Raw genomic sequence first — 25,408 nt, 5'->3', positions numbered from 1 at the left:
CATTGTAGAAAAGGCTGGTCTATCATCATGGAAAATCAGGCAGCGAACCTCATCGTCGCCACACGCACTGCCTTGACCCAGGCAAGTGCGCTGGCCGTTCAATATACGTTTTCGATTATGGGAGCGCTGATCCTGCTCATTTCCGGCTGGGTTCTGGCCGGTTTCATCAGCCGCTGGGCGTTCGCAGGCATTTCCCGCGTCCACGGCATCGATGAAACACTGGCGCGCTTTTTCACCAATGTGCTCTATTACGGCCTGCTCATCCTGGTGTTCGTCACCGTGCTCGGCCAGTTCGGCGTGCAGACGGCATCGATCATCGCCGCTCTCGGGGCTGCGGGCCTTGCAGTCGGGCTAGCCCTGCAGGGCACGCTTCAGAATATCGCTGCCGGCATCATGCTGCTGGTGCTGCGGCCTTTCAGGGTCGGCGAGTATATCGAGACGGGAAGCGTGACCGGCACTGTCAAGGAAATCGGGCTGTTCGCCACGGAGCTAAGGACGGCGGAAGGCCTTTACCGATTGGCCCCGAACTCGACGCTTTGGAACACGCCAATCACCAATTTCAGCCGTGAGCCCAGCCGCAAGCACAAGATCACCATCGGCGTTAGCTCGAAAGGCGACATCGACGCCGTGCTGGCGACGCTGATGGAAATAGCAGAAGGCGATCCCAATGTCGAAAAAACACCCGCGCCGACGGCCTATGTCAACAGCCTCGGCGGGACCATCAGCGTGACGTTGCAATACTGGGTGAGCACTGGCGGCTGGAGCACCACAACGCGCGAGATGATGCGCAAGACCAAGGCATCCCTTGATGCCAAGGAGATCGAGATTTCCTGATGCGCGCCCTTCGAGATAAGAGCCTGTCTAATATGCCGATTATACGGCGCTGTTGGCGGGTAGAAAACGGCCGAAATCGTGGAGTGCGGCCTGGTCCGTGTAGGCGGACATCTCGGCCTGCATCTCGGCGAGATATTCCTCGAGTGCGTCGTGCCTGACCCCGCTTTCGATCTCCGTACCGGGGGCAGAAGCGGCCTGTGATCCAAGAATATGTATTCCTTGCGGAAAATGAACAGTTTTCAACATTGCCGTGGTCTCCGTAGCGGAAATAAATGGGCCGTTCCTTCGGCGCATCGGCGCACGTCGGTTCGGTTGCGGCGTATGAAGTGCCTTCGCAATCACAACTGCTCAAGACGGGTGGGGCTGGAAAACCAGGCGATCATCGCTGGTAGGCAAATCAGGCCAGCAATGTCTGCCGGCTATAAAAAGTGTAGGTGGACGCAAATCGAAATCGTTAAACGAGGGCGATACCTGCCATTCGCGAGGTATCTTCAAGAAAGCCGGTTAGGCCGCCATGTCATCCAGGGTATACTGGCCATAGGTGTTGCGGTAGATATCGGTTGGCTGAGCGTCGTTTTCGGAATCCGCAGAGGCGGTGCTGCCCAGTAGAGAGGCTCCATTTCCATTGCTCGGGATTTGCATAAGCTTTGCGACCAGACTGACGAGTGCACTGCTGCTAGTGCTGACGCTTGGCTGCTCGTCGATATCGTTAGCCATAATGCCGGGGCGCTGATCTGCAGCAATCTCTTCACGGCTCAACAGCCCGTCGCCGTTGGCATCGAGGCGAAGAAGCGTTCCGCGATAGGGATATGAAGATGTTGATACCGATACATGGGACATCGGGAACCTCCTAGGGAAGGTGCCGCCTCATGCGACGTCGGTTAGACGCAGTACAATTTAAATGATTTCTTAATGACTAAACCGATTTGCGGTCCGCGTCAAAGCAAAAAGTTAATGGTCATTAACCATAGTCAGTTCCACCTTAACGACCTCACCAATGTGATTCTGCAATCTGCGGCACGCGATTTCACGATTGCAAACAACAGCACCGTGGATCACGACTATCGTCTCCCGCCATCGATCAGCTAGGATCAGGTCCGGTCCAATCGGGCCGATTCTCCATGAACGATCGGAACGGCGATGCGTGATACCCTGCTGGCGGATGCCTTTTCTCCGTTCGGTGCACTGGCATCTTCTCTTGTAGCCCATGCAACGGATAGCAACGATGGCTCCCATGATATCGCGCATATCTTGCGGGTGTTCAAAAACGCGATGCGTATCCTCTCGGTGGATGGAGGAGACGGGCGTATCCTGACGGCGGCTGTCCTGCTGCACGATTGTGTTTCTGTCGAGAAAGATTCGGCCCTACGTCATCAGGCCTCCGCGCTTGCGGCAGACAAGGCATCAGGCATCCTTGCGGGCATCGGGTGGGCGCCTGACGACATTGCCGCCGTGGCGCACGCCATTACCACCCACAGCTTTTCCGCCAACCTACCGCCGCAGACGTTGGAGGCGAGGATATTGCAGGATGCCGACCGGCTCGATGCGATCGGCATGGTGGGCGTTGCCAGGTGCTTCTACATCGCCGGTCGGCTTGGCTCCGGCCTCTACGATCCGCTCGATCCTCTGGCTACCCAACGACCGCTCGACGACAAGCGCTTTGCAATTGACCATTTCGAGACAAAGCTGTTCAAACTGGCCGATCAATTCCAGACCAAGACCGGGGCGGCCATGGCCAAGGCGCGGCACGAACGCCTTAAAACCGTGCTTTCGATGTTCATCGATGAAATCTGAGAGGCAGCATGCGTATCAGTGACCTGTTCATCTACCCCGTGAAGAGCGCACGCGGCGTCGCGTTGAAGGCGTCTGCGGTGGATGCCTTCGGCCTCGTCGGCGACCGACGCGCAATGGTGGTGGCTCCCGACGGGCAGGCGATCACCCAGCGCGAACTTCCGCTGCTGGCCCGGATAACCGTTGAAATCACCGAAGAATCGCTAAGCCTGCGCATGGACGGCAAGAGCGATGTCGTCGTCCAGCGCTCCAGCCTAGTCGCGCGTCTCGACGTGGACATCTGGAAGTCGATCGTTAGTGCCGCCGTTGCCGATGAGGCAACCAACCGGTCACTGTCCGGCTGGCTCGGGCGAGATGTGAAACTCGCGATTTTCGACGAAGCATCGGAACGCATCGCGGAGGAGGCCTGGGTCGGAAATGCAGCGCCGGTGACCTTTGCCGATGGCTTCCAGATCCTTTTGACGACAACCGGTTCGCTGGCCGCGCTGAACGAGGACCTTGCCACCCATGGCTCGTCGCCGGTTGGAATGGACCGCTTCCGCCCGAACATCGTCATCGACTGTGCGGAGCCGTGGCAGGAGGATCGTTGGGCGGCAATCGAGATTGACGGCCTGAGGCTTGATCTTGTCAAGCCCTGCGCCCGCTGCATTATGATCACGCAGGATCAGTTCACCGGCTCTCGCGATGTCGCCAACCCGATGCCTTCCGTGGGACGCCTGAGGATGTCCGCAGACCGGCGCGTGCCCGGCCCGCTGTTCGGCTGGAATACTGTGCCCCGAGGTGAAGGCATGATCGAGGTCGGTAGCACCGTGAAAATCATAGAAGAGCGCACCGAGGGCTGGGCGTTCAAACGGCGCTGAGTGGCGCGACAACCTAAAGCGGAACCGCCTGCGGGGACGCTTCAAGCTCAGCGGCGGCTGCCCGATCGAGCGCCTTCAGTGCCGATTGGACGAAACCGTGGCGGGTTGCGCCGATATCGATGCCACGCGGCTCGTAGACGTGGCGGTGGAGGAAGAAGCCGCTCAAGCGAAAGGCGGCGGCCAGACTTTCCCCATCTGCAGCCTTGCCGTTGCCGACAGCCAGAAAGGCCGGAAGCGCCAGCATCTTGTCTGCCCAGGGAGCACCGGCAGCGCGGCTGACGGCCCTGCCCGATTTCGGCGAAACGTAAACGAGGTCTTCGCGCACGCCGGTCGCAGCGCATTCCGCCAGATCCAGGCCAAAGCCGAGATCGTTGAGGACCGCCAACTCAAAGCGCACGAAAAGTTCGCCGGCATCGGCCGGATCATGCAGGTTTTCCAGAATGACGTCGAGCGCGTTGTAGAGGTGAGGATGGGGATCTCGCTCCGGCAGCAGCCGCAGAAGTGCTGCCATCGCCTGGACCCCGTAGACCGCCGTCGCGGTTTCCATCAGCCGGGCTGCACGCAGCCGCACCGGCTCGATGCGAAATTCGCCGAGATGCTCATCCAGGCGGGCCCGCCAGGTGACTTCGACCTGGTTCCCTGCCTGCAGAACAGGCTGCATCGACCGCGAGCGGCCGGAGCGGACGAGCCCCAGATGACGGCCATGGCCATGAGTCATCACCTCGGCGATCACACTGGATTCGCCAAGGCGCTTGATACCCAAAATTATGGCTTGGTCCTGCCACTGCATCCGACGCACTCGTCCCTATGAAGACGCAATTCTAGTGGAAAGCAGGCAGGCTGTCACGGGAAGCGCGTCAGACCGTAGCCGGAAACATCTTCGCCAGGAACTGCAGCATGGCCCGTTCGTCGAATGGCTTCACCAGCAGTGGCGCATCCTGCAGGTCATCCGGGAACTCCTGCGTATCGGAGTATCCGCTGACGAAACCGAAAGGGATGCCGCGCTCGGTCAGGAGTCGTGCAAAGTTGAAGCTCATTGCTTCACCAAGATTGACGTCGAGAAGAGCCAGATCGTATTGGCCGAGGTTAATGGCTGCCAAAGCTTCGTCTAGGTTCGACGCCAGCTCGACCTTGGTCGAGCCGATTTCACGAAGGATTTCCTCCGCCTCCATCGCAATGATGAGATTGTCTTCAAGAACGAGAACTCGCTGCGGAATCATTGGCATCTTTCTTGCCAAAAAGGCCGGTGCAAATCGCAGTCTGCCAGTAGATGTCTCATCTTGGTCTCCGGCGTTCCGCGCAGCCATGTCGATGGAAGGCATTTGCCTTCCCCCTATTGTAGTCGTTTCGGGCCATCTTACCATAGTTGTGCAAACGCCAATATTTAACGACCCGCTCTAACTATGCTGTTTCCTGCGGTTAAGCATTTAAAAAAGACATGTATTTTCATTCGGATATCAAATGAATGGCCGTTTGCCTTCGCTAATACCGTTCCATTCCGCCAGATCGGCCAGTCCTTGCCCGTCCAGCACGTCGCAACCCCGCTCCTGCCAGCGAATCAATTTACGTTCAGCGAGTTTCTTCAGCGTCTTGTTGGTGTGAACAATCGACAGACCCAGCGTGTCGGCAATGTGCTGCTGGGTGACAGGCAGGACGGTCCTGCCGCTGAACAACTCGATCGCACTTGCCCGCTGGTGCAGGTAGGCGAGCAGGTAGGCTGCCCTCTCCAGCGCAGAACGCCGGCCAATGCTGAGCAGGTGCTCATCGAGGATGCGTTCCTCCTGTGCCGCGATCCACGTCAGATCGAAGGCCAGCGACGCATGCCTGTTATATAGCGTCATCAGCTTGTCGCGCTCGAACACACAGAGCGTTACCGGCGACAGCGCCTCAACGGAGTGTTGCATCTCGCCCATGATCGTTCCCTGCAGACCGAGAAGGTCACCAGGCATGACGTAATTGAGGATCTGCCGGCGACCGTCTTCCAAGACCTTGTAGCGAAAGGCCCAGCCGGAAAGCACTGTGAAAAGGTGGGCGCTGTGCGAACCCTCGACGAGAATGGTCGCGCCTGCATCGACGGCAAGTTCGCCACGCTTGAAGTGCGAGACGAAATCAAGTTCGTCGGCATCGAACTCCCGAAAACTCGGCTTCCCCCTCAGCGGGCAAAGCTCGCATGGGGTCCGGGTATCGTTCGTAGTGGCGGTCTTGCTCATAGCTGACTTTGCAACTTGCTGCGAGACCGTCCGGACCCGCCGTTAGGAAGCCTTTGGGTGGAGTTCCGAAGTGGATGTCACTTCGGAAAATCCAGCCCCATTTCTCGGAACCGGGCCGGATCGTCGCCCCAGTTTTCACGGACCTTGACGAACAGGAAGAGGTGAACCGTCTGTTCCAGGATTTCGCCGAGTTCCTTGCGGGATGCACTCGAGATCGCCTTGATCGTTTCGCCGCCCTTGCCGAGGGCAATCTTCTTCTGGCTGTCGCGCTCGACGTAGATCACCTGCTCGATGCGCACCGAACCATCCTTGCGCTCTTCCCACTTCTCCGTCTCGACATGCGAGGAATATGGAAGCTCCTGGTGCAGGCGAAGGAACAGCTTTTCGCGGGTAATTTCAGCGGCCAGTTGGCGGATAGGAAGATCAGAAATCTGGTCTTCCGGGTAGTACCACGGGCCTTCCGGCAGTGTCTTTGCCAGATAGTCCATGACATCCTCGCAACCGTGGCCCTTTTCTGCCGAGATCATGAAGGTCTGGGTGAAGGGGATCTTTTCGTTGGCGGCCAGCGCCAGCGCCAGCAGATCTTCATGCTTGACCTGGTCGATCTTGTTCAGCACCAGGATCTTCGGCTGATAGACGTTTTTCAGGCCTTCGAGGATAGCATCGCCATCGCCGCGAAGACCGCGCTCGCTGTCGATCAGCAGCATGATCAGGTCGGCATCCTTGGCGCCGCCCCACGCAGACGTCACCATGGCGCGGTCCAGCCTGCGGCGCGGCTTGAAGATGCCGGGCGTGTCCATGAAAACGATCTGGGTGCGATCGTGGATGGCGATACCGCGCACGATAGCGCGCGTGGTCTGTACCTTGTGGCTGACAATCGACACCTTGGCACCGACAAAGCGGTTGACGAGGGTCGACTTGCCGGCGTTGGTCGGCCCAATCAGGGCGACGAAGCCCGAGCGTGTCGGGCGTTCATCGGCTACGGCCACGCCGTCAACAGCGCTGGTGTCTTCAGTATCGGTCATTTTTTCCGTCATTTTCCGGCAGACGAACTCTGCCATATGCCTTCGCGCTCCAGAATCTTGGTCGCGGCCACCTGTTCGGCGGCGCGCTTGGAGCGATCTGTCCCAGTCTCAGGCTTTGTTCCCGCAACCTCCACCGTCACCGTGAAGCGGGGATCATGATCCGGTCCGCTGCGGTCTTCAATCCGGTAAACCGGACTGACGGCAAACTTTGCGTGGGCCCATTCCTGCAATTCTGTCTTGGCATCGCGCCGGGAGCCATCGGCGCGAATGGCCCGCCCCTCCCAATAGCGCAAAATGAACCTACGCGCCACCTCCAGGCCACCCTCGAGATAGAGCGCGGCAATCAGGCTTTCGACGACGTCGGCGCGAACATTGAGCATCCGCTTACCCGTCGTTTTCTTGACGTCGGCACCGGTGCGAATGAAGAGATGCAATTCCATCTCGTCGGCCACCTGCGCGCAGGTCTCCGCGCTGACAAGCTGATTGAGGCGAACCGACAATTCTCCCTCGTCCGCCTTGCCGAAGGTGCTGAACAGAAGTTCGGCGATACAGAGCCCGAGCACGCGATCTCCGAGGAACTCGAGGCGCTCATAGTTGGCGCCTTTTTCCGTGCGCGCGCTGGCATGCGTCAGTGCCCGGTCGAGGCGTTCCTTTTCGGCAAATTCGTGGCCAATCGCTGCCTCAAGTCTGGCACGGTCGGCCGACGAAAGTGCCTGTAGCTTGGTCATTGAACGACCTTGAAGATGCGGTTCCAGCGCATGTTGCTCGGCCACTTCCAGATTTCACGGAAGGAGGTGTCATTGCCCAGCGAGAAGAAGATGACGCTGGCCCGGCCGACAAGGTTTTCAGCCGGCACGTAACCGACGTCGAAACGGCTATCCAGCGAATTGTCGCGGTTGTCGCCCATCATGAAATAGTGACCTGGCGGAACGACAAACTCCTGCGTGTTGTCGCCACGCGACACAGGCGACTGATCGAGCGTGTCGAAGGTCTTGCCATTGTCGAAGGTCTCGCGAAATACCGGAACGTCTTCGCCCGGATCTTGCTTGTAATCCGACGTGAAGCTGCCGTCCGGCGCGCGCGGTACGGCCTGGCCGTTGATATAGAGAAGGTCGTCCTTGACCTGGATGCGGTCGCCCGGCAAGCCTACAAGGCGCTTGATGTAATCAATCTCGGGATTTGGCGGAAACCGGAACACGACGACATCGCCGCGCTTCGGCTCGCTTGCGAAAATCCGTCCGCTGAAGACGTTAGGCGAGAACGGCAAGGAATACTTCGAATAGCCGTAGGCGAACTTGTTGACGAAGATATAGTCGCCAACCAGAAGTGTCGGCATCATCGAGCCGGACGGGATTGTGAAGGGCTGGAAAAGCACCGTCCGGATCACCATTGCCAGGAGCAATGCCTGAACGATGACTTTGACGTTTTCCCACAGGGCATTCGGCTGCTTTACGGCTTTCTCGGACACGAAGTCTTATTCCTTTTTTGCACCCCACCGGCGCAATTGACTGTCAGGCACTCTCTAGCCGCTTCATATCACTGCTGCAATGCCACCCGCATGAAAAGCGACTGAAGCAAGGCATCAGGATGTCACGGGCACAGCCTCGATGATCACAAAGGCTTGAGCCAGCGGAAAGTCATCCGTGATTGTCAAGTGAATCACGGGTTTGTGGCTGGGCGGCATCATCGAGGCAAGGCGGTCGGCAGCCCCACCCGTCAATTGCATGGTCGGCTTGCCGCTTGGAAGATTGACGACGCCCATGTCACGCCAGAAGACGCCTTGGGCAAGCCCCGTACCCAGAGCCTTCGAGCAGGCTTCCTTGGCCGCGAAGCGCTTGGCATAGGACGCCGCGCGGTTCTTTCGGCCGTCAGATTTCTGGCGCTCGAGGGCGGTAAAGCAACGCCCGGTGAAACGCTCGCCGAAACGCTCTATCGATTTTTCGACGCGACGGATGTCGATCAAATCACTACCGATGCCGATGATCATGCCGGATCTCCTGGTAGACGCGCTAACTTGCGCCTAGACGCTGGATGCATTCTCGACTGCAAGCGTGACGCGGTCGCGGGCGCGCTCCATGAGGCGTGCCTTGCGGCGGCGCTGAAAGCCCCGGACACCGTAGAACGTGATGCTGTAGACGATGACGCCAGAGACGATTGCAGGGGGAATGGCGCCAATCAGCATCGGCTTCAGGACGACATCCCACAATTGCCAGACGTCGAGCTGGTGGAACAGCGCCGGGAGGTCGATGGACCCACCCTGGTTGCCACTGTCTCGCCCGAGGATGAGATGCCCGATCTCCCAGGTGATGGCCCAAATGAACGGGTAGGTAAAAGGATTTCCGGCCGCAAGGCAGCCGAGCGTCGCCGCGAGCAGGTTGCCGCGAACGATATAAGCCAGCACGAAAGCGATGACGATATGGACACCGATCACGGGCGTCCATGAAACGAGGATGCCGGCGGTAAAACCAGCCGCAATCGCGTGCGGCGAAGCACTGAGGCGTACGATGCGCCTCTGGAAGTAGCGGACAGGACGCATGAAACCCTTGCGGGGCCAGACCATATCGCGCAGCTTTTCAGTCAGTTTCTGTGGTTTTCTTCGGCGAAATAACATGCGGCATATCTAGTGCAGGCGAAGCCGCGATGACAAGAGCGCTCATGCGCTTCTTTTCCCGAATGATGCAAGTGTCTTACCACTCGCAAGCGGCGTTGCATTTGCAGGCCGCCTTTCCTATTTCGTAAGTCTACTATCGATTAACGGTTGCGGAATGCACCACGATCGACCTGACGCTGACGATACTCAAGATCAAAGCGGTCGTTCGAACCGTTGAGGTAAGCCATTTCGCGTTCTTCAACACTAGGAACGCGAAGGGCGCGGGCGAATTTCTTGAAGGGACCAAACATTGTCATTTCCTCATCTGGTTTGTTTCTTTCGATGAGGTGAATATAGCTTGTGCAGGCGTTAATGACCAACGCCCGATTACCAGTGCAGCCATGCACTCTACGCATACGTAGGCCATTACCTGCGACAAAATGACTAAGAAACGATCACAAAATATGCACATGACGCCTCAAGTGCCGACGATGCGGTTAATTATTCATAAAGCCGCTTAACCGTGGCAATGCAGTCGAGGTCTTTCAGCTGCAGCAGCATCTGGTTCAACTGGCGCAGGTCCCAGACTTCGACATCGAGCGCCATCTCGGTGAAATCGGCTGCAACGCGCACGGTATTGAAGATGCGGATGTTGACATCGATGTCGGCGACGGTTTGCGAGATCTTCGCAAGGCTTCCGGGTTCATTGAGAGCATTGATCAACACGCGGGCGGCGAACCGCGACTTGTTGGCCTCGTCGAGGTCCCAGCGCACGTCTATCCAGCATTCCGGCTGGTCGTCGAAGCGTTGCAGCACTGGCGACTGGATTGGGTAGATTGTGATCCCCCGGCCCTTTTCCAGGATGCCAACGATACGGTCACCGGGCACAGCACCTGTCGGCGCAAAATGCACGGCCACATCGGCTGCCAGTCCCCGGATCGGCAGGGTTTCGAGGTCGTCAATGCCGGCATTGGCGAGATCCGCGACCTTGCTCTGGCCCGGGATCTTGAAGATCATGCCGGCGCCGCTCCTGACGTTGAACCAGCCCTCGTCGCCGGCAGGCTTTACCGTGACCCGTTCGTCCTGGTGATCCGGATAAACCGCGCGCAGCACATCCAGCGACGACATCTCCCCTCGCCCGACGGCAGCAATGGCATCCTCTACATCCTTCTGGCCGAGCCGGTGCAGCGCCGGTTTGAGGGCGTCGCGGGTAAATATCTTGCCGGCGCGCTCGAAGGTACGCTCCAGTATGCGGTGGCCGAGGCCGGCATATTGCTTGCGGATGGCCATGCGGGTGGCGCGACGGATCGCTGCGCGCGCCTTGCCGGTAACGACGATCTCTTCCCATGCGGCAGGCGGCACCTGAACGCCGGAGCGAATGATCTCGACCTCGTCGCCGTTTGCAAGCCGGGTGACGAGCGGCATGATCCGGCCGTTGATCTTGGCACCGACCGTTGTATCGCCGATGTTGGTATGCACAGCATAGGCAAAGTCGATAGGCGTGGCGCCGCGCGGCAGCGCGATCAGCTTGCCCTTCGGAGTGAAACAGAAAACCTGGTCCTGGAAAAGCTCGAGCTTGGTATGCTCGAGAAACTCCTCCGGACTGTCACCTTCGGCCAATGCCTCGATAGTGCGGCGCAGCCAGGAATAGGCGTTGCTTTCGCGGGACAGCAGATCGCCTTCCGCCGCGTTCTGATCCTTGTAGAGTGCGTGCGCTGCGATACCGTATTCAGCGATCTCGTTCATGCGCCGGGTGCGGATCTGCAGCTCGATGCGCTGGCTCGACGGACCGACGATGGTCGTGTGAAGCGAACGGTAGTCGTTCTGCTTGGGCGTGGAGATGTAATCCTTGAAACGACCTGGGACAACGCGCCAGCGCGTGTGGACGATGCCGAGCGCCCGGTAGCAGGCAGGCAGATCGTCGACGATGATACGAAAGCCATAGACATCCGACAGTTGCTCGAACGACAGGGATTTCGACTGCATCTTTCTGAAGACGGAATAGGGTTTCTTTTGCCGGCCCTTGGCGACGGCGTTATCGAGGCCGTTGGCGACCAGGAGATCGCGGAGCTCGGTCTCGATCTTCTTGACCAGCCCCTCGTTGCGTTGCGACAACTCCTCGAGGCGTTTGGTGACTGTGTCGTGCGCTTCCGGGTTGATATGGCGGAAGGACAGTTCCTCGAGTTCCTCGCGCATGTCCTGCATACCCATTCGCCCGGCAAGCGGCGCATAGATATCCATAGTCTCTTCCGAGATGCGGGCGCGCTTGTCTGCCGGCATGTGGTCGAGCGTGCGCATGTTGTGCAAGCGGTCGGCGAGTTTCACGAGCAGCACGCGAACATCGTCGGAGATGGCGAGTAGCAGCTTGCGCAGGTTTTCAGCCTGCTTTGCCTTGCGGGTAACGAGATCAAGCTTCTTGATCTTCGTCAGTCCCTCAACCAGCCGGCCGATATCCTCACCGAAAAGCTCGTCGATTTCGGCCCGCGTTGCCGTCGTGTCTTCGATGGTATCGTGCAGGAGGGCGACTGCGATAGTCGATTCGTCGAGATGCATATCCGTCAGAATCGCAGCGACTTCCAGCGGATGGGAAATATAGGGATCGCCGCTGGCGCGCTTCTGCTGTCCATGCTTTTGCATCGCATAGACATAGGCTTTGTTCAAAAGCGCTTCGTTGGCATCGGGCTTGTACTTCTGAACTCGCTCTACAAGCTCGTATTGCCGCATCATCCAACGCTACTCCGGTAAAAGAAAAGCGCGCCAATCGGATGACTGGCGCACAGACATTTCACCATCATATAGCTCCAACGCGGAGCATCAAGATTGACGATCAGTAATCGTCGCTCTTTTCCGGCGGTACCAGACCTTCGATGCCGGCAAGCAGTTCTTCTTCCGACATCTGGTCGAAGGTCACGGCTTCCGGCTTGTCGTCGTCTTCCTCGGAGGACGAACCAGCGGCCGCAAGCGTTGCCGGATCTGGCTCAGGCTCGTCGATTTCGACGTGCTTCTGCAGCGAGTGGATGAGGTCTTCCTTCAGGTCGTCGGGAGACAGGGTCTCGTCGGCGATTTCGCGAAGGGCAACGACGGGGTTCTTGTCATTGTCGCGGTCGATGGTGATCGCAGCACCCTGTGAGACGAGCCGGGCGCGATGGCTGGCGAGCAAAACGAGCTCGAACCGGTTCTCTACCTTATCAATGCAATCTTCTACGGTGACACGGGCCATTGCCTGTCCTTTACGGTCGTGATGTCGTCGACATGTATGGAATTAGGATGCCGGATACAATCAAACGGCGGCAAATTCAAGTTTTTCCTCGCAACGCGACAGATAACAACCGCTGCTGGACGAGGAAGCGGAAATTGAATTTTTCATTTCAATCCAGAGTTGCTTGGAATAACTGGAATCCTGCCCTAAATCTCCTTATATGAACAATTCGTGAATTAAGCGACCTGTTCCTATATTTTAGCGATAAGGCTTTGTTTTGATTGCCTTTTAGTGTTTTCTTTTTGCAGCAATGGATAAACCAGCCATGTTTGACCCTCGCGAGAAAATTGCACTCTTCATTGACGGCGCGAATCTGTACGCCGCCTCCAAAAGTCTCGGCTTCGACATCGATTATCGCAAGCTGCTGAAAGCGTTCCAGAAACGCGGCTATCTGTTGCGAGCGTATTATTACACCGCGCTGATTGAGGACCAGGAATACTCCTCCATCCGGCCGCTGATCGACTGGCTCGACTACAATGGCTACAAGGTAGTGACGAAGCCCGCGAAGGAATTCACCGACTCCATGGGGCGCCGCAAGATCAAGGGCAACATGGATATCGAGTTGGCCATCGACGCGATGGAGCAATCCGAGACCGTCGATCACATGGTGATCTTCTCCGGCGACGGCGATTTCACGACGCTTGTGGAAGCACTGCAGCGCCGCGGACGCAAGGTTTCCGTCATCTCGACCATGGCAACCCAGCCGCCTATGATCGCCGACGACCTTCGTCGGCAAGCCGACCACTTCATCGACCTGGTCTCGCTGAAATCCGAGATCGGCAGGGATCCGACCGAACGGCCGGCGCGCCTTGTGGATGCCTCACCGACGGCCGAACAGGAAGAATAGACGGCAGACGGCGTCCATCAGGCTGAAAGGGATGGATCAGGCGGTTAGCCGATAGGTTCGAAGCGGATCGGCTGCGCGCCATTCCAGAGAACGCGGCGGCCCATCTCCGGCAAGTGCTCGGCACCTTCGACAACGGTGAGGAAATGGTTTCCGGCAAGACTGCCCATCTTGCTAGCAAATGACGAGCTGCCATAGGCGAAAAGCAGCTCCGTTTCGCTGTAGCCGCCGGGATAAAGCAGGATATCGCCGCGTGACGGATGGGTAGTGTGGTTTTCAAAACCGACGCCGAACTCGAAATCGCCGAGCGGAACCCATACGGCTTCGCCGCTCCAGCGCGAATGGATCGTCTGGTTTACGAAGGGCAGCAAAGCCTCAAATGCCTTGCAGGTCTCCGGCGCCTTCTCGTTCTCGAATCGCGCGACGAACACCAGATCGCCGACGGTCAGCCTCACCATCTGCATCAGCCATTGTCCTTCAGAATTCGGGTCTTCTGGCGGTTCCAGTCGCGTTCTTTTTCCGTCTGGCGCTTGTCGTGCAGCTTCTTGCCCTTGGCGAGAGCCAGTTCGAGCTTTGCGCGACCCTGATCGTTAAAATAGATCTTCAGCGGAATGAGGGTCATGCCCTCACGATTGATGCCGACGCGAAGCCTGTTGATCTCGCGGGCGGTCAGCAGCAGCTTGCGGCGACGGCGGGGCTCGTGATTGAAGCGATTGGCCTGCAGATATTCCGGCAGATAGGAATTGATCAGCCAGATCTCGCCGCCTTCGTCCGAGGCGTAGCTGTCGGCGATATTTGCCTTGCCGTCGCGCAAAGCCTTCACCTCGGTCCCCATGAGCATGATGCCGGCTTCATAGGTGTCGAGGATTTCGTAGTTGTAGCGGGCCTTGCGGTTATCGGCGACAACTTTCTTGACGACGCGTTGGCTGCCTTTGGGTGCCATGATCTGTTGTTCCGTCCCTCGGGTACCGGCGGCGCTCAAACATAGGAAAATGCAGGCCGCAATGATGTTCAGCGCCCTAGATAGGGGAGTATGACCGGATTGTGAAGACGCGACGGCGACGAACGCCGCCGCCTTCGCTTCAACCCATCAATTCAGCAGGCCGGCGTGGCGCATGGCAGCATCGATCTCTGCTTCCGTGCCCGGCTCCAGCGTCGATAGCAGCGGCGAGCGAACATGGCGGCTCATCCGCTCGAGACGCGACAGGCCGTATTTGGCACCGCAAAGACCGGGCTCGAGAAAGATCGCCTTGTGCAGCGGCATCAACCGGTCCTGGATCGAAAGCGCCGCCTTGTAATCCCCGGCAAGGGTCGCCTTCTGCAACTCGGAACAGAGGCGTGGAGCGACGTTTGCCGTCACCGAAATGCACCCGACCCCACCATGGGCGTTGAAGCCGAGAGCAGTGGCATCCTCGCCCGACAACTGATGAAAATCATTGCCGCAGGTGATGCGCTGCTCGGAAACCCGCTCGATCTTGCCTGTTGCATCCTTGACGCCAACAATATTGCCATACGCCTTTGCCAGCGAGCCCATGGTTTCCGGCGTCATGTCGACGACGGAGCGGCCTGGAATATTGTAGATGTAGATCGGTAGCTTCACAGCCTCCGCAATCGCCGAGAAGTGAGCGTAGAGCCCTTTCTGTGTCGGCTTGTTGTAATAGGGCGTGACGACCAGGACCGCATTCGCGCCGACCTTTTCGGCATGCTGTGCCAGTTCGATCGCTTCACGCGTATTGTTGGATCCAGCGCCTGCCATGACGGGAACGCGCTTGGCAGCGACCTCGATGCACAGCTCGACGACGCGCTTGTGCTCGGCATGCGACAAGGTCGGCGATTCGCCGGTGGTGCCGACGGGGACAAGTCCGCTGCTCCCCTCGGTGATCTGCCATTCTACGTGCGCGGCAAACGAAGCTTCATCGACGGCGCCCGCAGCGGTGAAGGGCGTTACGAGAGCGGGAATTGATCCCCTGAACATGCAAACTCCTCAAGGCCTGGCATTTCACGCTTCGGCCGCAATCCTTGGTTATGAATCTGCGCACCATAAAGCGGCCATCTGGCTCCGACAAGCGCGCTTTGTAGCTTCGTTTGCTAATTCTGGTATCACAATTGATCGATAATTCGTGCATGCGCTAAGGTTTCGTTAAGATGGCTTTCGGCAGATTGAGGGGATCTGAATTCGCGTGAGTAGCCGGATGAACAAATCGATCCTGGTCGTGTCCGCCACAGGCCTTGCCATTGCCTGGGGCTGCCTTGCGGCCGGGCTGCCGATGGAAAGCGTCCCTGATCCGGCCCAGCAACCGCAGACTTCAGTCGCCATGGCAATTCCGAACGATCCGCTGATCACCGGCTCAATTCCACGCGCTTCCAACATTGCGCCTGCCAGCGCCGATCTTAAGGCCGGCCTCGACTCGCTGTCGAACCGGAAGCCTCTGCAGGCCATTGCCGTTCGCAACGGCATGGCGCGCGGAACGCTGGACCGCCACATCCTCACCTGGGCCATCGCCACGTCAGGACAGACCGGAATACCGTCCGCAGAAATTGCTTCCGCCTCGCAAGAACTTGCCGGCTGGCCGGGGCTCGCCAGTCTGCGTGGCTTCTCCGAGCGGGCGATCTACAACGAGAACCCGCCAACGGCCGAGGTGCTCGCCGCGTTCGGAGACACCGCACCGGAAACGCCGGAAGGTGCATTCGTGCTGTCAAAGGCCCTCATTGCCGTCGGAAAGCCCGCCCAGGCCGCCGCCTATATCCGCAACGTCTGGCGAAACCAGACGCTGGACGCACCGCTCGAGGACAAATATCTGGCAGCTTTCGGCGGCCTGCTCAGCCCCGCCGACCACAAGGCACGCATGGATCTTCTGCTCTACCGGAGCAAGACAGCGCAGGCGCAGCGTTTTGGGGATCTCGGCAAGGCGCAATCGCTTTATACTGCGTGGGCAGCTGTCAATGATCGAAGCCCCAAGGCTGCGAGCCTGCTTGCCAACATCTCACCGCAGTGGAAAAGCGATCCGGCATACTTGTTCATGCGGGTTGAATTTGAGCGGCGCAAGGAAAACTACGACGCTGCTGCAGCCCTGTTGGCCCAAATGCCGCGCGATCGCAGCCTGTTGATCGACGCGAGCCAGTGGTGGGACGAGCAGCGAATCGTCAGCCGCGGCCTTGTCGACGAAGGTAACTACAAGGCGGCATACAGAATTGCCGACGACAACGTCGCCGTCACCCCGGTCGATGTCGGCGAAGCGGAGTTTCATGCAGGCTGGTATGCGCTGCGCGGCCTGAAGGATCCCGCCACGGCAGCAACGCATTTTCGCAAGATCCTCGGCGTGTCGAACGGACCGATCTCCGTCTCTCGCGCCTGGTATTGGCTCGGACGTGCGGCAGAAGCCGGCGGCCCAGGCAAGGCCAGTGATTTTTATGCCAAGGCCGCCGCCCTTCCGAGCACGTTCTACGGACAGCTCGCCGCAAAAAAGCTCGGACGGCAGATGCTGGACGTGACCTACCCCTCGCCTTCGCCGGAAGACCGGCAGCGCTTTCAATCACGCGAAGCGGTGCTGGCAATCGCGCGCCTTGAGGCGGCCGGCAATGGCTGGCGCGCCGACAGTCTCTATCGCGCGCTCGCACAGCAACTGCAAAGCCCGGGCGAAATCGCCCTGCTTGCGGCCAGCGCCGAGCAGTCCGGCAATCACCAACTGTCGCTGCAGGTCGGCAAGATCGCCTATGGGCGCGGCGTCGATGTCGCAGCGCTTGCCTTTCCGATCGGCGTCATTCCCGACGATGCCAATATCGCCGGCTCGGGAAAAGCCATGGCTTATGCCATCGCCCGGCAGGAAAGCGCCTTCAATCCGCAGGCCGTCTCGTCCGCAGATGCCCGTGGACTGCTGCAATTGCTACCGAAGACCGCCAAGGCTGTGGCCGGTCGCCACGGAATCGTCTACTCCGCCGACCGGCTGACGAAAGATGCCGGCTACAATGCAACGCTCGGCTCGCATTATCTCGGCGAGCAGATAGATGCATTCGGCGGATCCTATATCCTGACCTTCGTCGCCTATAATGCCGGTCCGAAAAAAGTGCCCGAGTGGATCAGCCGCTACGGCGACCCGCGCGGCAAGTCGATGGACGAAGTCGTCGACTGGATCGAGCGCATTCCCTTTCCGGAAACCCGCAATTATGTGCAGAGGGTGATGGAAAACTATGAGGTCTACAAGGCTCGGCTTGGACAAAAGAGCGATATCGAACAGGACCTTATCCACGGACGCGGCTGAAGTGGCTTGCCGTAGCTGTCCGATTCGTTGGGTGCGCACACCTCCCAGCCACTGACAGGATTGGATTTCGCACACGCTTAAATTTTCGATCTCAAAGGCACGAAATTGTAGGCACGAAAAATGGCCCGGCTGGGATACCGGGCCATCTCTTTGACAGGAGGTTAGATCAACTTAGTATTAGAACGAACGCTGGAAGCGGATGATGCCAGACCAGGTATCCTTGTTGACGCTGTCGTAGTTGGCGTAGGTGACTTCCGGCTCGATGAGCAGGTTCTTGACCGGGTTGAACTTCAGGTTGCCCGTTGCTGCGAAAGTCTTCTTGTCGTCGTAAGCGAGCTGCACGTTGGCCTTCAGCTTGTCGTTGATCTGCTGACCAACGCCGCCCCAGACAGCCCAGTCGCCCCAACCGATACCAGCACCGCCGGCACCAGCATACTTGTTGAGCTTGTTGCCATCGGTGTTGTAGCCACCCATGAGGAAGGCGGTGAAGCCGCCGAACTTGGCATCGACGCGAGCCTTGACAGCGCCTTCTTCGACGATCGAGTCGTAGCCGCCGACAACGCGGAAGTTGAAAGCGCCGGCCTTGTAGCCGAGACCGAGAACGCCGTCCGGAGCGTAGTGATCCGAGCTGTTCTCGCCATTGGCGCCAGCTGCAGTGCCGTTGGTGCTGTCTTCGAGCGAAGCAACAGCCGTGAAGCCGGTGCCAGAGTCGTAGGCGTATGTCAGCTGGTTCAGTTCGTCGGTGCCGTTGATGCCGTATTCGATGATGTCGTCGTTGATGACGTCGCCAGCGTAGCCGAGGAAGGTCGAGTAGACCGAGTCGTTCTTACCGACGAGGAAACCACCCAGGCTGATGTTGGCCCAGAGAAGCTTGTTGGTGTTCGCACCTTCAGCCGACTCGAAGCGGAAAACGGCGTCAGTCTTCAGGGCGCCATATTCGGTGTCACTTGCGGTGTCGATCGAAAGTTCAGCGCGGGTCTTCCAGTATGTGCCGCGAGCAGCAGCGTCCTGGCCGGCCTTGTAAGCGTTGTACCAGCTGACGTCAGAACGAACCTTGCCGCCGATCTTGATGCAGGTTTCCGTGCCCGGGATGTAGAAGTAGCCAGCGCCGTAAGCGTCGCAGATGCGGACGTATTCCAGCGGCTCAGGTTCAGCAGCGACGATGGCGTCGGCAGCGTGTGCACCGGATACTACCGAGAGGGCAGCAGCCGAGCCGAGAAGAAGGCTTTTAATGTTCATTGCAGTTAGCTCCAATCAAAAGACGACTGGGCGTGAGATGTCGCGCCGAAACTCGGCGTGCCCTACCCCATCCCTGTATTTGTGACCCCCCCTTGGGGAGAACCAAAGCGCGTCTGCTTCGGTTCTGAGCAGACCATAGCGATTGAATATAACAATGAAATATCAATGCGTAACAGCGACCGTTTGTGACGAAGCTTTGGATTGGTGCGTTGCACAAAAATCACGTCACGAAACTGTGATAATTCTGTCATGAAACGCGGTCATCCGACTTACGCCCCTCGCAGCCTGAAAGGCAACAGCCACAATGCCTGGTAAACGAGCAAAAAGTAAAAACGAAAAAGCCCGGCTCGAAAGCCGGGCTCCTTTCAATCGACCGAAGTCGAGTTGAATTAGAACGTGCGCTGGAAGCGAAGGATACCGGAAACGGTATTGTCGTCGAGAACAGCGTTGTCGTACTTGGTGTAGGTGACTTCTGGCTGGATCTTGAAGCCCTTAGCAACGAAAACGTTGAGGTTCGTCGTAGCAGAGAGTGTCTTGCTGTCAGCATACGAAACCTGAGTGTTCCACTCGAGCTTGTCGTTGAACTTAACAGTCGTGCCACCCCAAACCTGCCAATCGCCGGTCGAAGCGCCGCTAGCATCGCCATTGGCGTAGCGGTTGATCTTGTTGCCGTCAGTGTTGTACTGGCCGAGCAAGAAGGCAGAGAACGTGCCGAAGTCGAGGTCGAGGCGAGCCTTGACAGCGCCTTCTTCAACAACCGAGTCGTAGCCGCCGACAACCTTCAGGCCGAACATGCCAGTCTTGTAGCCGAGGCCGGCAACGAAGTCAGGCGTGTAGTGGTCAGATTCGTTACGGCCCGTGTTCGGGTCGATTGCACCAGCGCCAGACTGGCTGTCTTCAACCGACAGAACGCCCGTGAAGCCGTTGCCGCCGTCGTAAACGTAGGAGAGCTGGTTCAGTTCGTAAGGTCCGTCGCCGATGATGTCGTCGTTGATGACGTTACCAGCATAACCGATCCACTGGTTGTACTGCGAGTCGGTCTTACCAACGATGAAGCCGCCGAGGCTGATGGTTGCGAAGAGAACCTTCGAAGAGTTGTTGCCTTCGGTCGAGTCGAAACGGTAGACCATGTTGGTCTTCAGCGGACCGTATTCCGTGTCCGATGCAGTGTCGACGTTGAGTTCAGCGCGGGTGTGCCATTCTGTACCAACCTTGAAGCGTGCGCCTACAGCGTAGGGGTCATGCCACTGAGCTTCGGTACGAACCATGCCGCCGATCTTGAGGCAGGTTTCCGTGCCTGGGATGTAGAAGTAGCCAGCGCCGTATGCATCGCAGATGCGGACGTATTCAAGCGGCTCAGGCTCAGCAGCTACGATAGCGTCTGCAGCGTGAGCACCGGATACTGCTGCGAGGGCAGCAGCGGAGCCGAGAAGTAGGCTCTTGATGTTCATGATTGACCTCCAGTTCAAAGTTTCAATTGGGTCTGGGATTTTTAACCCGAAGGCATTCCCTGCCCCATCCCCATGTTTCAAGAAGTGGACGATCACGCCCTCGCTTCCGTTGTTGAAAATACCCGACGGGCGCCGTCACGCAATCGACATCTTGCCGGAAGGGGGTTTTGGCGGGACCCTTCCCCAATTCATGTTGCCGAAAGGACACAAAACGGTGAGGTGAAGGGCGGTTTATTTAGCTTTTATTAAGAAAAAGCCTTATCTCGCACGGACTTAACAGCAATGCGCCTGCCCGTGACAGGCTTTCGAGAGGGACGCTGACACACAAAATCCCCGGAAACCCTGCCACATGTACGGCATTTCCACGGCAGGCGGCAACATTTGGAAACAGCCCGGCAACGATTCCCGATCGGGGAACGGACACGCCTTCGACGTCGATTCGGCTCGCACAGGCGGTTGCTGCCTGCGATTCGAGCACAGTGTGCGGATGTGGAATCAGCATCCGATCCGGCGAACGTCGTCACTTCAGCTTTATGAGCCTCGGCGCACTCGGCCAGAAATCGTCACTACAACAGAGTGAGTCTAATACAGCTTAAAGTCGACATGCAGCCGACTGCGTCGCGCGCTCGTGCAATGTTGGTGGCCACTGTTGTCATGCGGTACCCTGTCGTCGCGTTCGAGGGGCAAGGCAGAGTTCCGGGATAGAGGCGTAAAGCATCCAACGAAGCATAGGGAGGTCATCTGCGATGGAAGTGGATCGATTCGAAGCATCAGCCGTGGCCGCTATTCACTGCCGTTCAGGCGATTGCAGCTTCGAGATGCTTCACGGCAATCGTTCATGGATCATAAAGCATTGCAGAGCCAACACGCCGCGCGTGACCGACAAGGCATCCAAACGCCCGATAAATCACAGCAATCTGTAGAATTAAGTAAGGGAATATCGCCGGGCAAATGGCGGAGAGGAAGGGAAGCTCCACCATCGGACCCTAACCTATTGACGCCATTGTTATCATTGGGTAATCCGAACTGAATTTGGCACAAATCTTTGGCACAAATCAGCAAGGAAGGGTTCGATGGCGGGTGTTCGAGGCAAGCCAAACAGGCACATTCGGCTCAAGGGAACGAAATACCAGTTTAAAATCGGCGTTCCTGCAGACTGCCGCGACTACTTCAAAGGCCAGCAGAACTATGTAGAAAGCACAGGTACCGGCGATCTCATGGCCGCACGAAGGTGGCGAGACCGACGCGAGAGGGAAATGGTTGACCTGTTTCGGGACATCCGAAGTGGCCGACTAGTTCCCGATACATTGAGCGATGCACTCCTCCGCGCTCAGCTGAGCCGAGAGGCGTATGTAGCTGAACAAGACCCTGACGTTCGTTCCCAGATAGAAGAGAGCGTCGGACAGATGCGTGATGCGCTAGGACGCAAGCCTGTTGCTCAGGCCTCCTTCGACAACGCTTGGCAAGGCAAAGCCGATGTTGATGCTCACGTCGAGCAGTGGCTGTCGGAGATCAACCTGGCACCCAAGACCACCCTTGACTACCGAAGCATCCTAAAGCGGCTTGCTGCTTGGTCAAAAGAGAAAGGCCTCAGCATCGTCGAGATCAACGTGAAGATCGCTGGCCAGTATGTGACCGGTGAACTCCTCAACCCCGCGAAGATGACCCGGGTGACGGCGAAGAAGCACCTGGGAGCTATCGCGGGCTACTGGGAACACCTTCGAACCCGAGGGCATGTCAGCAGCAATGATAAGAACCCATGGGAGGGACAGATACCAAAGGCGCGGGGTAAGCAGGGCGTAATTGTGGAGGTCGAGCGCCCGTTCACCGACAGCGAGCTAGAAAGCGTCCTCTACAAAGATGCCTTCTCCAAGCGTGGGGGCGGCAAGCTGGACTGGAACGATGAGCTGAAGGAGCTAGCCCTCATTTCCGTACTGAGCGGGATGCGTTTGGCCGAGATAACCGACCTTACCGTTGCCGCCTGTGCGGATGGCATGTTCGATCAAAGGAAATCGAAGACAAAGGCCGGACTTCGCGTGGTTCCTATCCATTCGAAACTCGTGGCTATCATCACACGACGTTGCAAAGGCCGAGAGCCTGCCGGGCTTCTGTTCGAGGAGTTCATGAAACTAGGCAATCCATCGGACACCCTGTCAAAGGCGTTCACACGTCGCCGCAAGTCATTAGGCGTTTCAGAAAAACGAGAGGGCTTCCGGCGCAGCCTTGTCAACTTCCACAGCTTCAGGCGCACCTTCGCTACCAAGGCCCGGCATGCGGACATCCCTGAAGCGACCATTCAAGATGTCATTGGCCACGAGACTGGAGAGAAGAAGTCCCTGCTGCGGTCGCGATATGCCAAAGACGCAAGTTGGGAACAGAAGGTGAATTGTGTGGAAGCCGTCAAAGTACCGTGTAAGCAATGACGGTCCATTTTGCCGGCCAAATTATTTTTATTGCCTCGTTAGAATCTACATTTTCCAAATCGTATCTTTGAATTTACTTCTCAAATCAGAATGGATGCGAAAGAAACCAGTTGTCCCCCGCGAGCGCCGAATACATCGCGCGTTTCCAACCATTGGCAACCTGCGCCTGACTTCCTGCTATATCATTGAGATAGTCTCTGAAATCCGCTGCCGGCAAATTCCTCAAGCTCCTTCGGCGCAAATCCATCAAGTACGCAACCTCTACACCGGCCTGAATAGCAAACCGTGAAGCTAGATCGTAATCGTGAAAATGTTTCGTAACCCTAGCCTTATCATCCGGCGACCAGCCTAGAGGCGGAGCAGGTCTGAACTCCATAGATATGGGGTCGCTTTGGAGAACCGAAGCCACCACCCAAACCTCATCGAAGAAGCGAGCGTGATCCAAATAAGGATGGATAGGCTGACCGCGCGGATTGCTCGGAAATGCAGAGTTCTTGCCGTGGTTGCAATCCCGGCAGCAAGGCACGAGGTTCGCCGGCAATACCGAATAGAGTGGAAAAATTGCCTTGGGAAGATAGTGGTCAAGCGTCTTGGCATGGCCTATCCCCGCGCAGAACGGGCATTTGCCGTGCGCAGCGACCAATATCTTGTCGTAGATTGATCTCGCCGCTCCCGTTGTGCCCACCATATTATTCGTGTACAGCGCCTTGAAGTTATCCTTGGTTAAGGTGCCTGCGACCAAAACCCCGCCGTTGCCTCGGGCGACCCGAGGTAAAACAGTCCAATTCACCGACGCCGTTGCGGCATCGAAGTCTGCTACAGCCTGCTGCATTTGTGGGCGACTGTCTGCAAACGTAGTACGTAGTGGTTCGTCGGCATTGCCGGCGCATTCCAGAAATACCTCAATCGGGTCGTACTCTGGGAGGTCCAATCGTTTCATATTACACCAGCACCCAATTCACGCTCAGACACCATCGCTCTTAGGATAGCTTTAGCCTCAAGGCCAAGCTGCCCCCCGTAACCCGCGACGATTTCGTCGTAGCCTTCACCGTTCTCAACAGCCTTTGCTAACAGTGCATGGTACCCGGACTTGGCAACTTCAAGGCCAAACACCTCACGGGTGAGAATACCCACGTTCTCGCCGAACGTTTCAACGTCAGGCCTCTCGGATGACAACGACATTCTTGACCGAGTGATTTTCCACACGCAAGATTTAGGAACCTCCTGCAGCACAACCGGGGAATGGGTAGCTATAATCGCTACCCCATTTCGGTCAAACAACAGTTCACTCAGGGCACGGGTGAACGCGGAAAGTAGCGGGGGATGCAGGTGGCTTTCCGGCTCGTCTAACAGGACAAGGGTCTTCTCTTCGACCTTGGCTACGAGTCTGGTAATCGTGAGCAGAACTATCGCGTGACCGGAACTCATACGCTTGATCAGAGCACGGGATGCGTCTTTCAACTCGTCGCCTGAAAACCTCATAAGGCTTTGCAGGTCCATTTCAGAGAAGTTATCATCTGACATCAAGGTATTAATTGCAGCCAGCCAACGGTCACGCTTTCCACGCGCTTGAAAACATTCCGATAGGCTATCTACAAACTCGTCATGCAAATAGCTTAGGGAACGAAGCAGAGTCCCGCTCTCATCGCTCATATCCTTCAGGCCGATATAGTAGTAGCAAGTGCCTAGCTCAGGATTTGGCTGCTCCTGCGGCGGAGTGAATGGATCAAAGGCGCTAAAGGAAACAGATACCAAATTACTGAAGTAATCTTTCTGTATTGGAGTGTCTATAAAAGATATCTCGTAAAACTTTCCGCTTGATTCCCTGGGGTTCGTTATCGCCTCAATCATACCGTTCAAAAGAGTTGTTTTTCCAACTCCATTTCTACCGATTACCGCATGGATGTTTGTACTAGGCTTCGAGCTTGCTTTCACATTGAACTGAAGCTCAACTCCAGCAAGAGCGACATCATCGGGCCTTTTGTAGGCTAATCTGAAATCAGTCAATGGAACGCCGCCGTTGAGCACCCTAGTGAATTGCCCATTAATAAGGGAGACGCTCACATTCCTTAGAAGTGAAACACGTAAAACGTCCTGCCCTGCAGCGCCTTCCAAGCGTTCGGGGTAAGCTACAACGTCTTGCATTCCCTTCAAAAACGCGACCTTCGTGGCTTCCGGAACGACGCGTCCTAATGTTTCGTAGTATTCTACATCAGTCGCCAACGAAAAATAGCTTTCATCGAGCCCTTCAAACTGACTAGCCAAAGTACTAAACGTGGAAGTTTCTTTACGCTGCCCTAAAATCCCGATTCGTACATTTCCCAATTCATAGCGTGTACCATCTGCATCGAAGAGCCACACGTAGAACATCGTTTTGAAATCGTAGTCATTCCAAAAATCAATTTTGAGAAAGGCCTCGTTCATACCTGTTGTTGGCGCAAGCTCTTCACGCTTGAGGACGTTGAAAATCAAAATGAACTTCCTTAATGAGTCGCATAAACTTTCTTTTGAGCTACCACCTTATTGCTGCAGCTTAAAGTCGTTCTTTTCACTTAATAAGTGCGATGGTCGATGTTTCACACACTGAAGGCTGACAATGCACAACTGTGGAGGCCGCAACCTG

The 25,408-nt window shown here is 57.2% G+C and carries 26 protein-coding genes; 6 read left to right on the top strand and 20 right to left on the bottom strand.

Annotated features, from left to right (window positions below):
* Nucleotides 1-27: 27 nt before the first annotated feature.
* Complete coding sequence (locus PR017_RS04050; RefSeq protein WP_111220414.1) at nt 28-834, top strand: mechanosensitive ion channel family protein; 807 nt, start codon at nt 28-30, stop codon at nt 832-834.
* A 39-nt stretch (nt 835-873) separates the two neighbouring features.
* On the opposite strand, the gene PR017_RS04045 is transcribed toward PR017_RS04050, so the two are convergent.
* Together PR017_RS04045 and PR017_RS04040 are read right to left on the bottom strand one after the other, a co-directional pair.
* Nucleotides 874-1,080: a hypothetical protein gene (locus PR017_RS04045; RefSeq protein WP_111220413.1), complete on the bottom strand. Its 207-nt coding sequence runs from the start codon at nt 1,078-1,080 to the stop codon at nt 874-876.
* A gap of 258 nt (nt 1,081-1,338) precedes the next feature.
* Nucleotides 1,339-1,674 carry a hypothetical protein gene (locus PR017_RS04040; protein WP_111220412.1) on the bottom strand — a complete coding sequence of 112 codons (336 nt, stop codon included), beginning with the start codon at nt 1,672-1,674 and terminating at the stop codon, nt 1,339-1,341.
* A 300-nt stretch (nt 1,675-1,974) separates the two neighbouring features.
* Between PR017_RS04040 and PR017_RS04035 the strand changes: the two genes are divergently transcribed.
* Together PR017_RS04035 and PR017_RS04030 are read left to right on the top strand one after the other, a co-directional pair.
* Nucleotides 1,975-2,628: an HD domain-containing protein gene (locus PR017_RS04035; RefSeq protein WP_161959330.1), complete on the top strand. Its 654-nt coding sequence runs from the start codon at nt 1,975-1,977 to the stop codon at nt 2,626-2,628.
* Between the two features lie 8 nt (nt 2,629-2,636).
* Nucleotides 2,637-3,485 carry an MOSC domain-containing protein gene (locus PR017_RS04030; protein ID WP_111220411.1) on the top strand — a complete coding sequence of 283 codons (849 nt, stop codon included), beginning with the start codon at nt 2,637-2,639 and terminating at the stop codon, nt 3,483-3,485.
* A 13-nt stretch (nt 3,486-3,498) separates the two neighbouring features.
* Here the strand turns inward: PR017_RS04030 and recO are convergent, their stop codons facing one another.
* The 11 genes from recO to rpoZ form a co-directional block, all read right to left on the bottom strand.
* The gene (gene recO, locus PR017_RS04025; RefSeq protein ID WP_111220410.1) at nt 3,499-4,275 is read right to left on the bottom strand and encodes a DNA repair protein RecO; all 777 of its coding nucleotides are present in this window, start codon (nt 4,273-4,275) and stop codon (nt 3,499-3,501) included.
* Between the two features lie 67 nt (nt 4,276-4,342).
* Nucleotides 4,343-4,807 (bottom strand): response regulator, encoded by a 465-nt coding sequence (locus tag PR017_RS04020; RefSeq protein ID WP_341356139.1) that lies wholly within the window; start codon nt 4,805-4,807, stop codon nt 4,343-4,345.
* 135 nt (nt 4,808-4,942) lie between these two features.
* Nucleotides 4,943-5,695 (bottom strand): Crp/Fnr family transcriptional regulator, encoded by a 753-nt coding sequence (locus tag PR017_RS04015; protein ID WP_111220409.1) that lies wholly within the window; start codon nt 5,693-5,695, stop codon nt 4,943-4,945.
* Between the two features lie 77 nt (nt 5,696-5,772).
* Nucleotides 5,773-6,720, bottom strand: coding sequence for a GTPase Era (era, locus tag PR017_RS04010; RefSeq protein ID WP_111220408.1), 948 nt, complete (start codon nt 6,718-6,720; stop codon nt 5,773-5,775).
* Between the two features lie 8 nt (nt 6,721-6,728).
* Complete coding sequence (gene rnc, locus PR017_RS04005) at nt 6,729-7,448, bottom strand: ribonuclease III (protein WP_111220407.1); 720 nt, start codon at nt 7,446-7,448, stop codon at nt 6,729-6,731.
* Complete coding sequence (gene lepB, locus PR017_RS04000) at nt 7,445-8,188, bottom strand: signal peptidase I (RefSeq protein WP_111220406.1); 744 nt, start codon at nt 8,186-8,188, stop codon at nt 7,445-7,447. The genes rnc and lepB overlap by 4 nt, the downstream gene beginning before the upstream one ends.
* Before the next feature lie 114 nt (nt 8,189-8,302).
* Complete coding sequence (gene acpS / locus PR017_RS03995) at nt 8,303-8,707, bottom strand: holo-ACP synthase (RefSeq protein ID WP_111220405.1); 405 nt, start codon at nt 8,705-8,707, stop codon at nt 8,303-8,305.
* A 33-nt stretch (nt 8,708-8,740) separates the two neighbouring features.
* On the bottom strand, nt 8,741-9,331 hold the full coding sequence (locus tag PR017_RS03990) for a DUF2062 domain-containing protein (protein ID WP_111220404.1): 591 nt from the start codon (nt 9,329-9,331) through the stop codon (nt 8,741-8,743).
* Between the two features lie 140 nt (nt 9,332-9,471).
* Entirely contained in the window at nt 9,472-9,621 is a 150-nt protein-coding gene (locus PR017_RS03985; protein ID WP_111220403.1) for a DUF3563 family protein, read from the bottom strand.
* 190 nt (nt 9,622-9,811) lie between these two features.
* The gene (locus PR017_RS03980; protein WP_111220402.1) at nt 9,812-12,037 is read right to left on the bottom strand and encodes a RelA/SpoT family protein; all 2,226 of its coding nucleotides are present in this window, start codon (nt 12,035-12,037) and stop codon (nt 9,812-9,814) included.
* Nucleotides 12,038-12,137: 100 nt separating this feature from the next.
* Complete coding sequence (gene rpoZ / locus PR017_RS03975) at nt 12,138-12,530, bottom strand: DNA-directed RNA polymerase subunit omega (RefSeq protein WP_111220401.1); 393 nt, start codon at nt 12,528-12,530, stop codon at nt 12,138-12,140.
* 304 nt (nt 12,531-12,834) lie between these two features.
* Between rpoZ and PR017_RS03970 the strand changes: the two genes are divergently transcribed.
* Nucleotides 12,835-13,416, top strand: a complete 582-nt coding sequence (locus PR017_RS03970) for a LabA-like NYN domain-containing protein (protein ID WP_111220400.1) — start codon at nt 12,835-12,837, stop codon at nt 13,414-13,416.
* A gap of 44 nt (nt 13,417-13,460) precedes the next feature.
* Here the strand turns inward: PR017_RS03970 and PR017_RS03965 are convergent, their stop codons facing one another.
* From PR017_RS03965 to dapA, 3 genes are all read right to left on the bottom strand, one after another.
* Nucleotides 13,461-13,877 carry a DUF3830 family protein gene (locus tag PR017_RS03965; protein ID WP_111220399.1) on the bottom strand — a complete coding sequence of 139 codons (417 nt, stop codon included), beginning with the start codon at nt 13,875-13,877 and terminating at the stop codon, nt 13,461-13,463.
* Nucleotides 13,877-14,356, bottom strand: coding sequence for an SsrA-binding protein SmpB (smpB, locus tag PR017_RS03960; RefSeq protein WP_111220398.1), 480 nt, complete (start codon nt 14,354-14,356; stop codon nt 13,877-13,879). The genes PR017_RS03965 and smpB overlap by 1 nt, the downstream gene beginning before the upstream one ends.
* A gap of 147 nt (nt 14,357-14,503) precedes the next feature.
* Nucleotides 14,504-15,388: a 4-hydroxy-tetrahydrodipicolinate synthase gene (dapA, locus tag PR017_RS03955; RefSeq protein ID WP_111220397.1), complete on the bottom strand. Its 885-nt coding sequence runs from the start codon at nt 15,386-15,388 to the stop codon at nt 14,504-14,506.
* A gap of 217 nt (nt 15,389-15,605) precedes the next feature.
* Here dapA and PR017_RS03950 point away from each other — a divergent pair, with 217 nt between their 5' ends.
* Nucleotides 15,606-17,672 carry a lytic transglycosylase domain-containing protein gene (locus PR017_RS03950; protein WP_111220396.1) on the top strand — a complete coding sequence of 689 codons (2,067 nt, stop codon included), beginning with the start codon at nt 15,606-15,608 and terminating at the stop codon, nt 17,670-17,672.
* A gap of 177 nt (nt 17,673-17,849) precedes the next feature.
* Here PR017_RS03950 and PR017_RS03945 read toward each other — a convergent pair whose 3' ends face one another.
* Together PR017_RS03945 and PR017_RS03940 are read right to left on the bottom strand one after the other, a co-directional pair.
* Nucleotides 17,850-18,911: a porin gene (locus PR017_RS03945; protein ID WP_111220395.1), complete on the bottom strand. Its 1,062-nt coding sequence runs from the start codon at nt 18,909-18,911 to the stop codon at nt 17,850-17,852.
* A 389-nt stretch (nt 18,912-19,300) separates the two neighbouring features.
* On the bottom strand, nt 19,301-20,362 hold the full coding sequence (locus PR017_RS03940; RefSeq protein ID WP_111220394.1) for a porin: 1,062 nt from the start codon (nt 20,360-20,362) through the stop codon (nt 19,301-19,303).
* A 1,073-nt stretch (nt 20,363-21,435) separates the two neighbouring features.
* On the opposite strand from PR017_RS03940, the gene PR017_RS03935 reads away from it, so the two are divergent.
* Nucleotides 21,436-22,785 carry a tyrosine-type recombinase/integrase gene (locus PR017_RS03935; protein ID WP_111220392.1) on the top strand — a complete coding sequence of 450 codons (1,350 nt, stop codon included), beginning with the start codon at nt 21,436-21,438 and terminating at the stop codon, nt 22,783-22,785.
* A gap of 85 nt (nt 22,786-22,870) precedes the next feature.
* Here PR017_RS03935 and PR017_RS03930 read toward each other — a convergent pair whose 3' ends face one another.
* A complete protein-coding gene (locus PR017_RS03930; protein ID WP_111220391.1) occupies nt 22,871-23,725 on the bottom strand; it encodes an HNH endonuclease in 855 nt (284 codons plus the stop codon).
* Nucleotides 23,722-25,257 carry an AAA family ATPase gene (locus PR017_RS03925; protein ID WP_240538994.1) on the bottom strand — a complete coding sequence of 512 codons (1,536 nt, stop codon included), beginning with the start codon at nt 25,255-25,257 and terminating at the stop codon, nt 23,722-23,724. Before PR017_RS03925 ends, PR017_RS03930 begins: the two co-directional genes overlap by 4 nt.
* Nucleotides 25,258-25,408 lie beyond the last annotated feature (151 nt).

It is taken from the genome of Rhizobium tumorigenes (genome assembly GCF_003240565.2).
In the GTDB taxonomy this organism is placed as follows: domain Bacteria; phylum Pseudomonadota; class Alphaproteobacteria; order Rhizobiales; family Rhizobiaceae; genus Rhizobium; species Rhizobium tumorigenes.
This window is presented reverse-complemented; position numbering and strand designations above follow the sequence as displayed.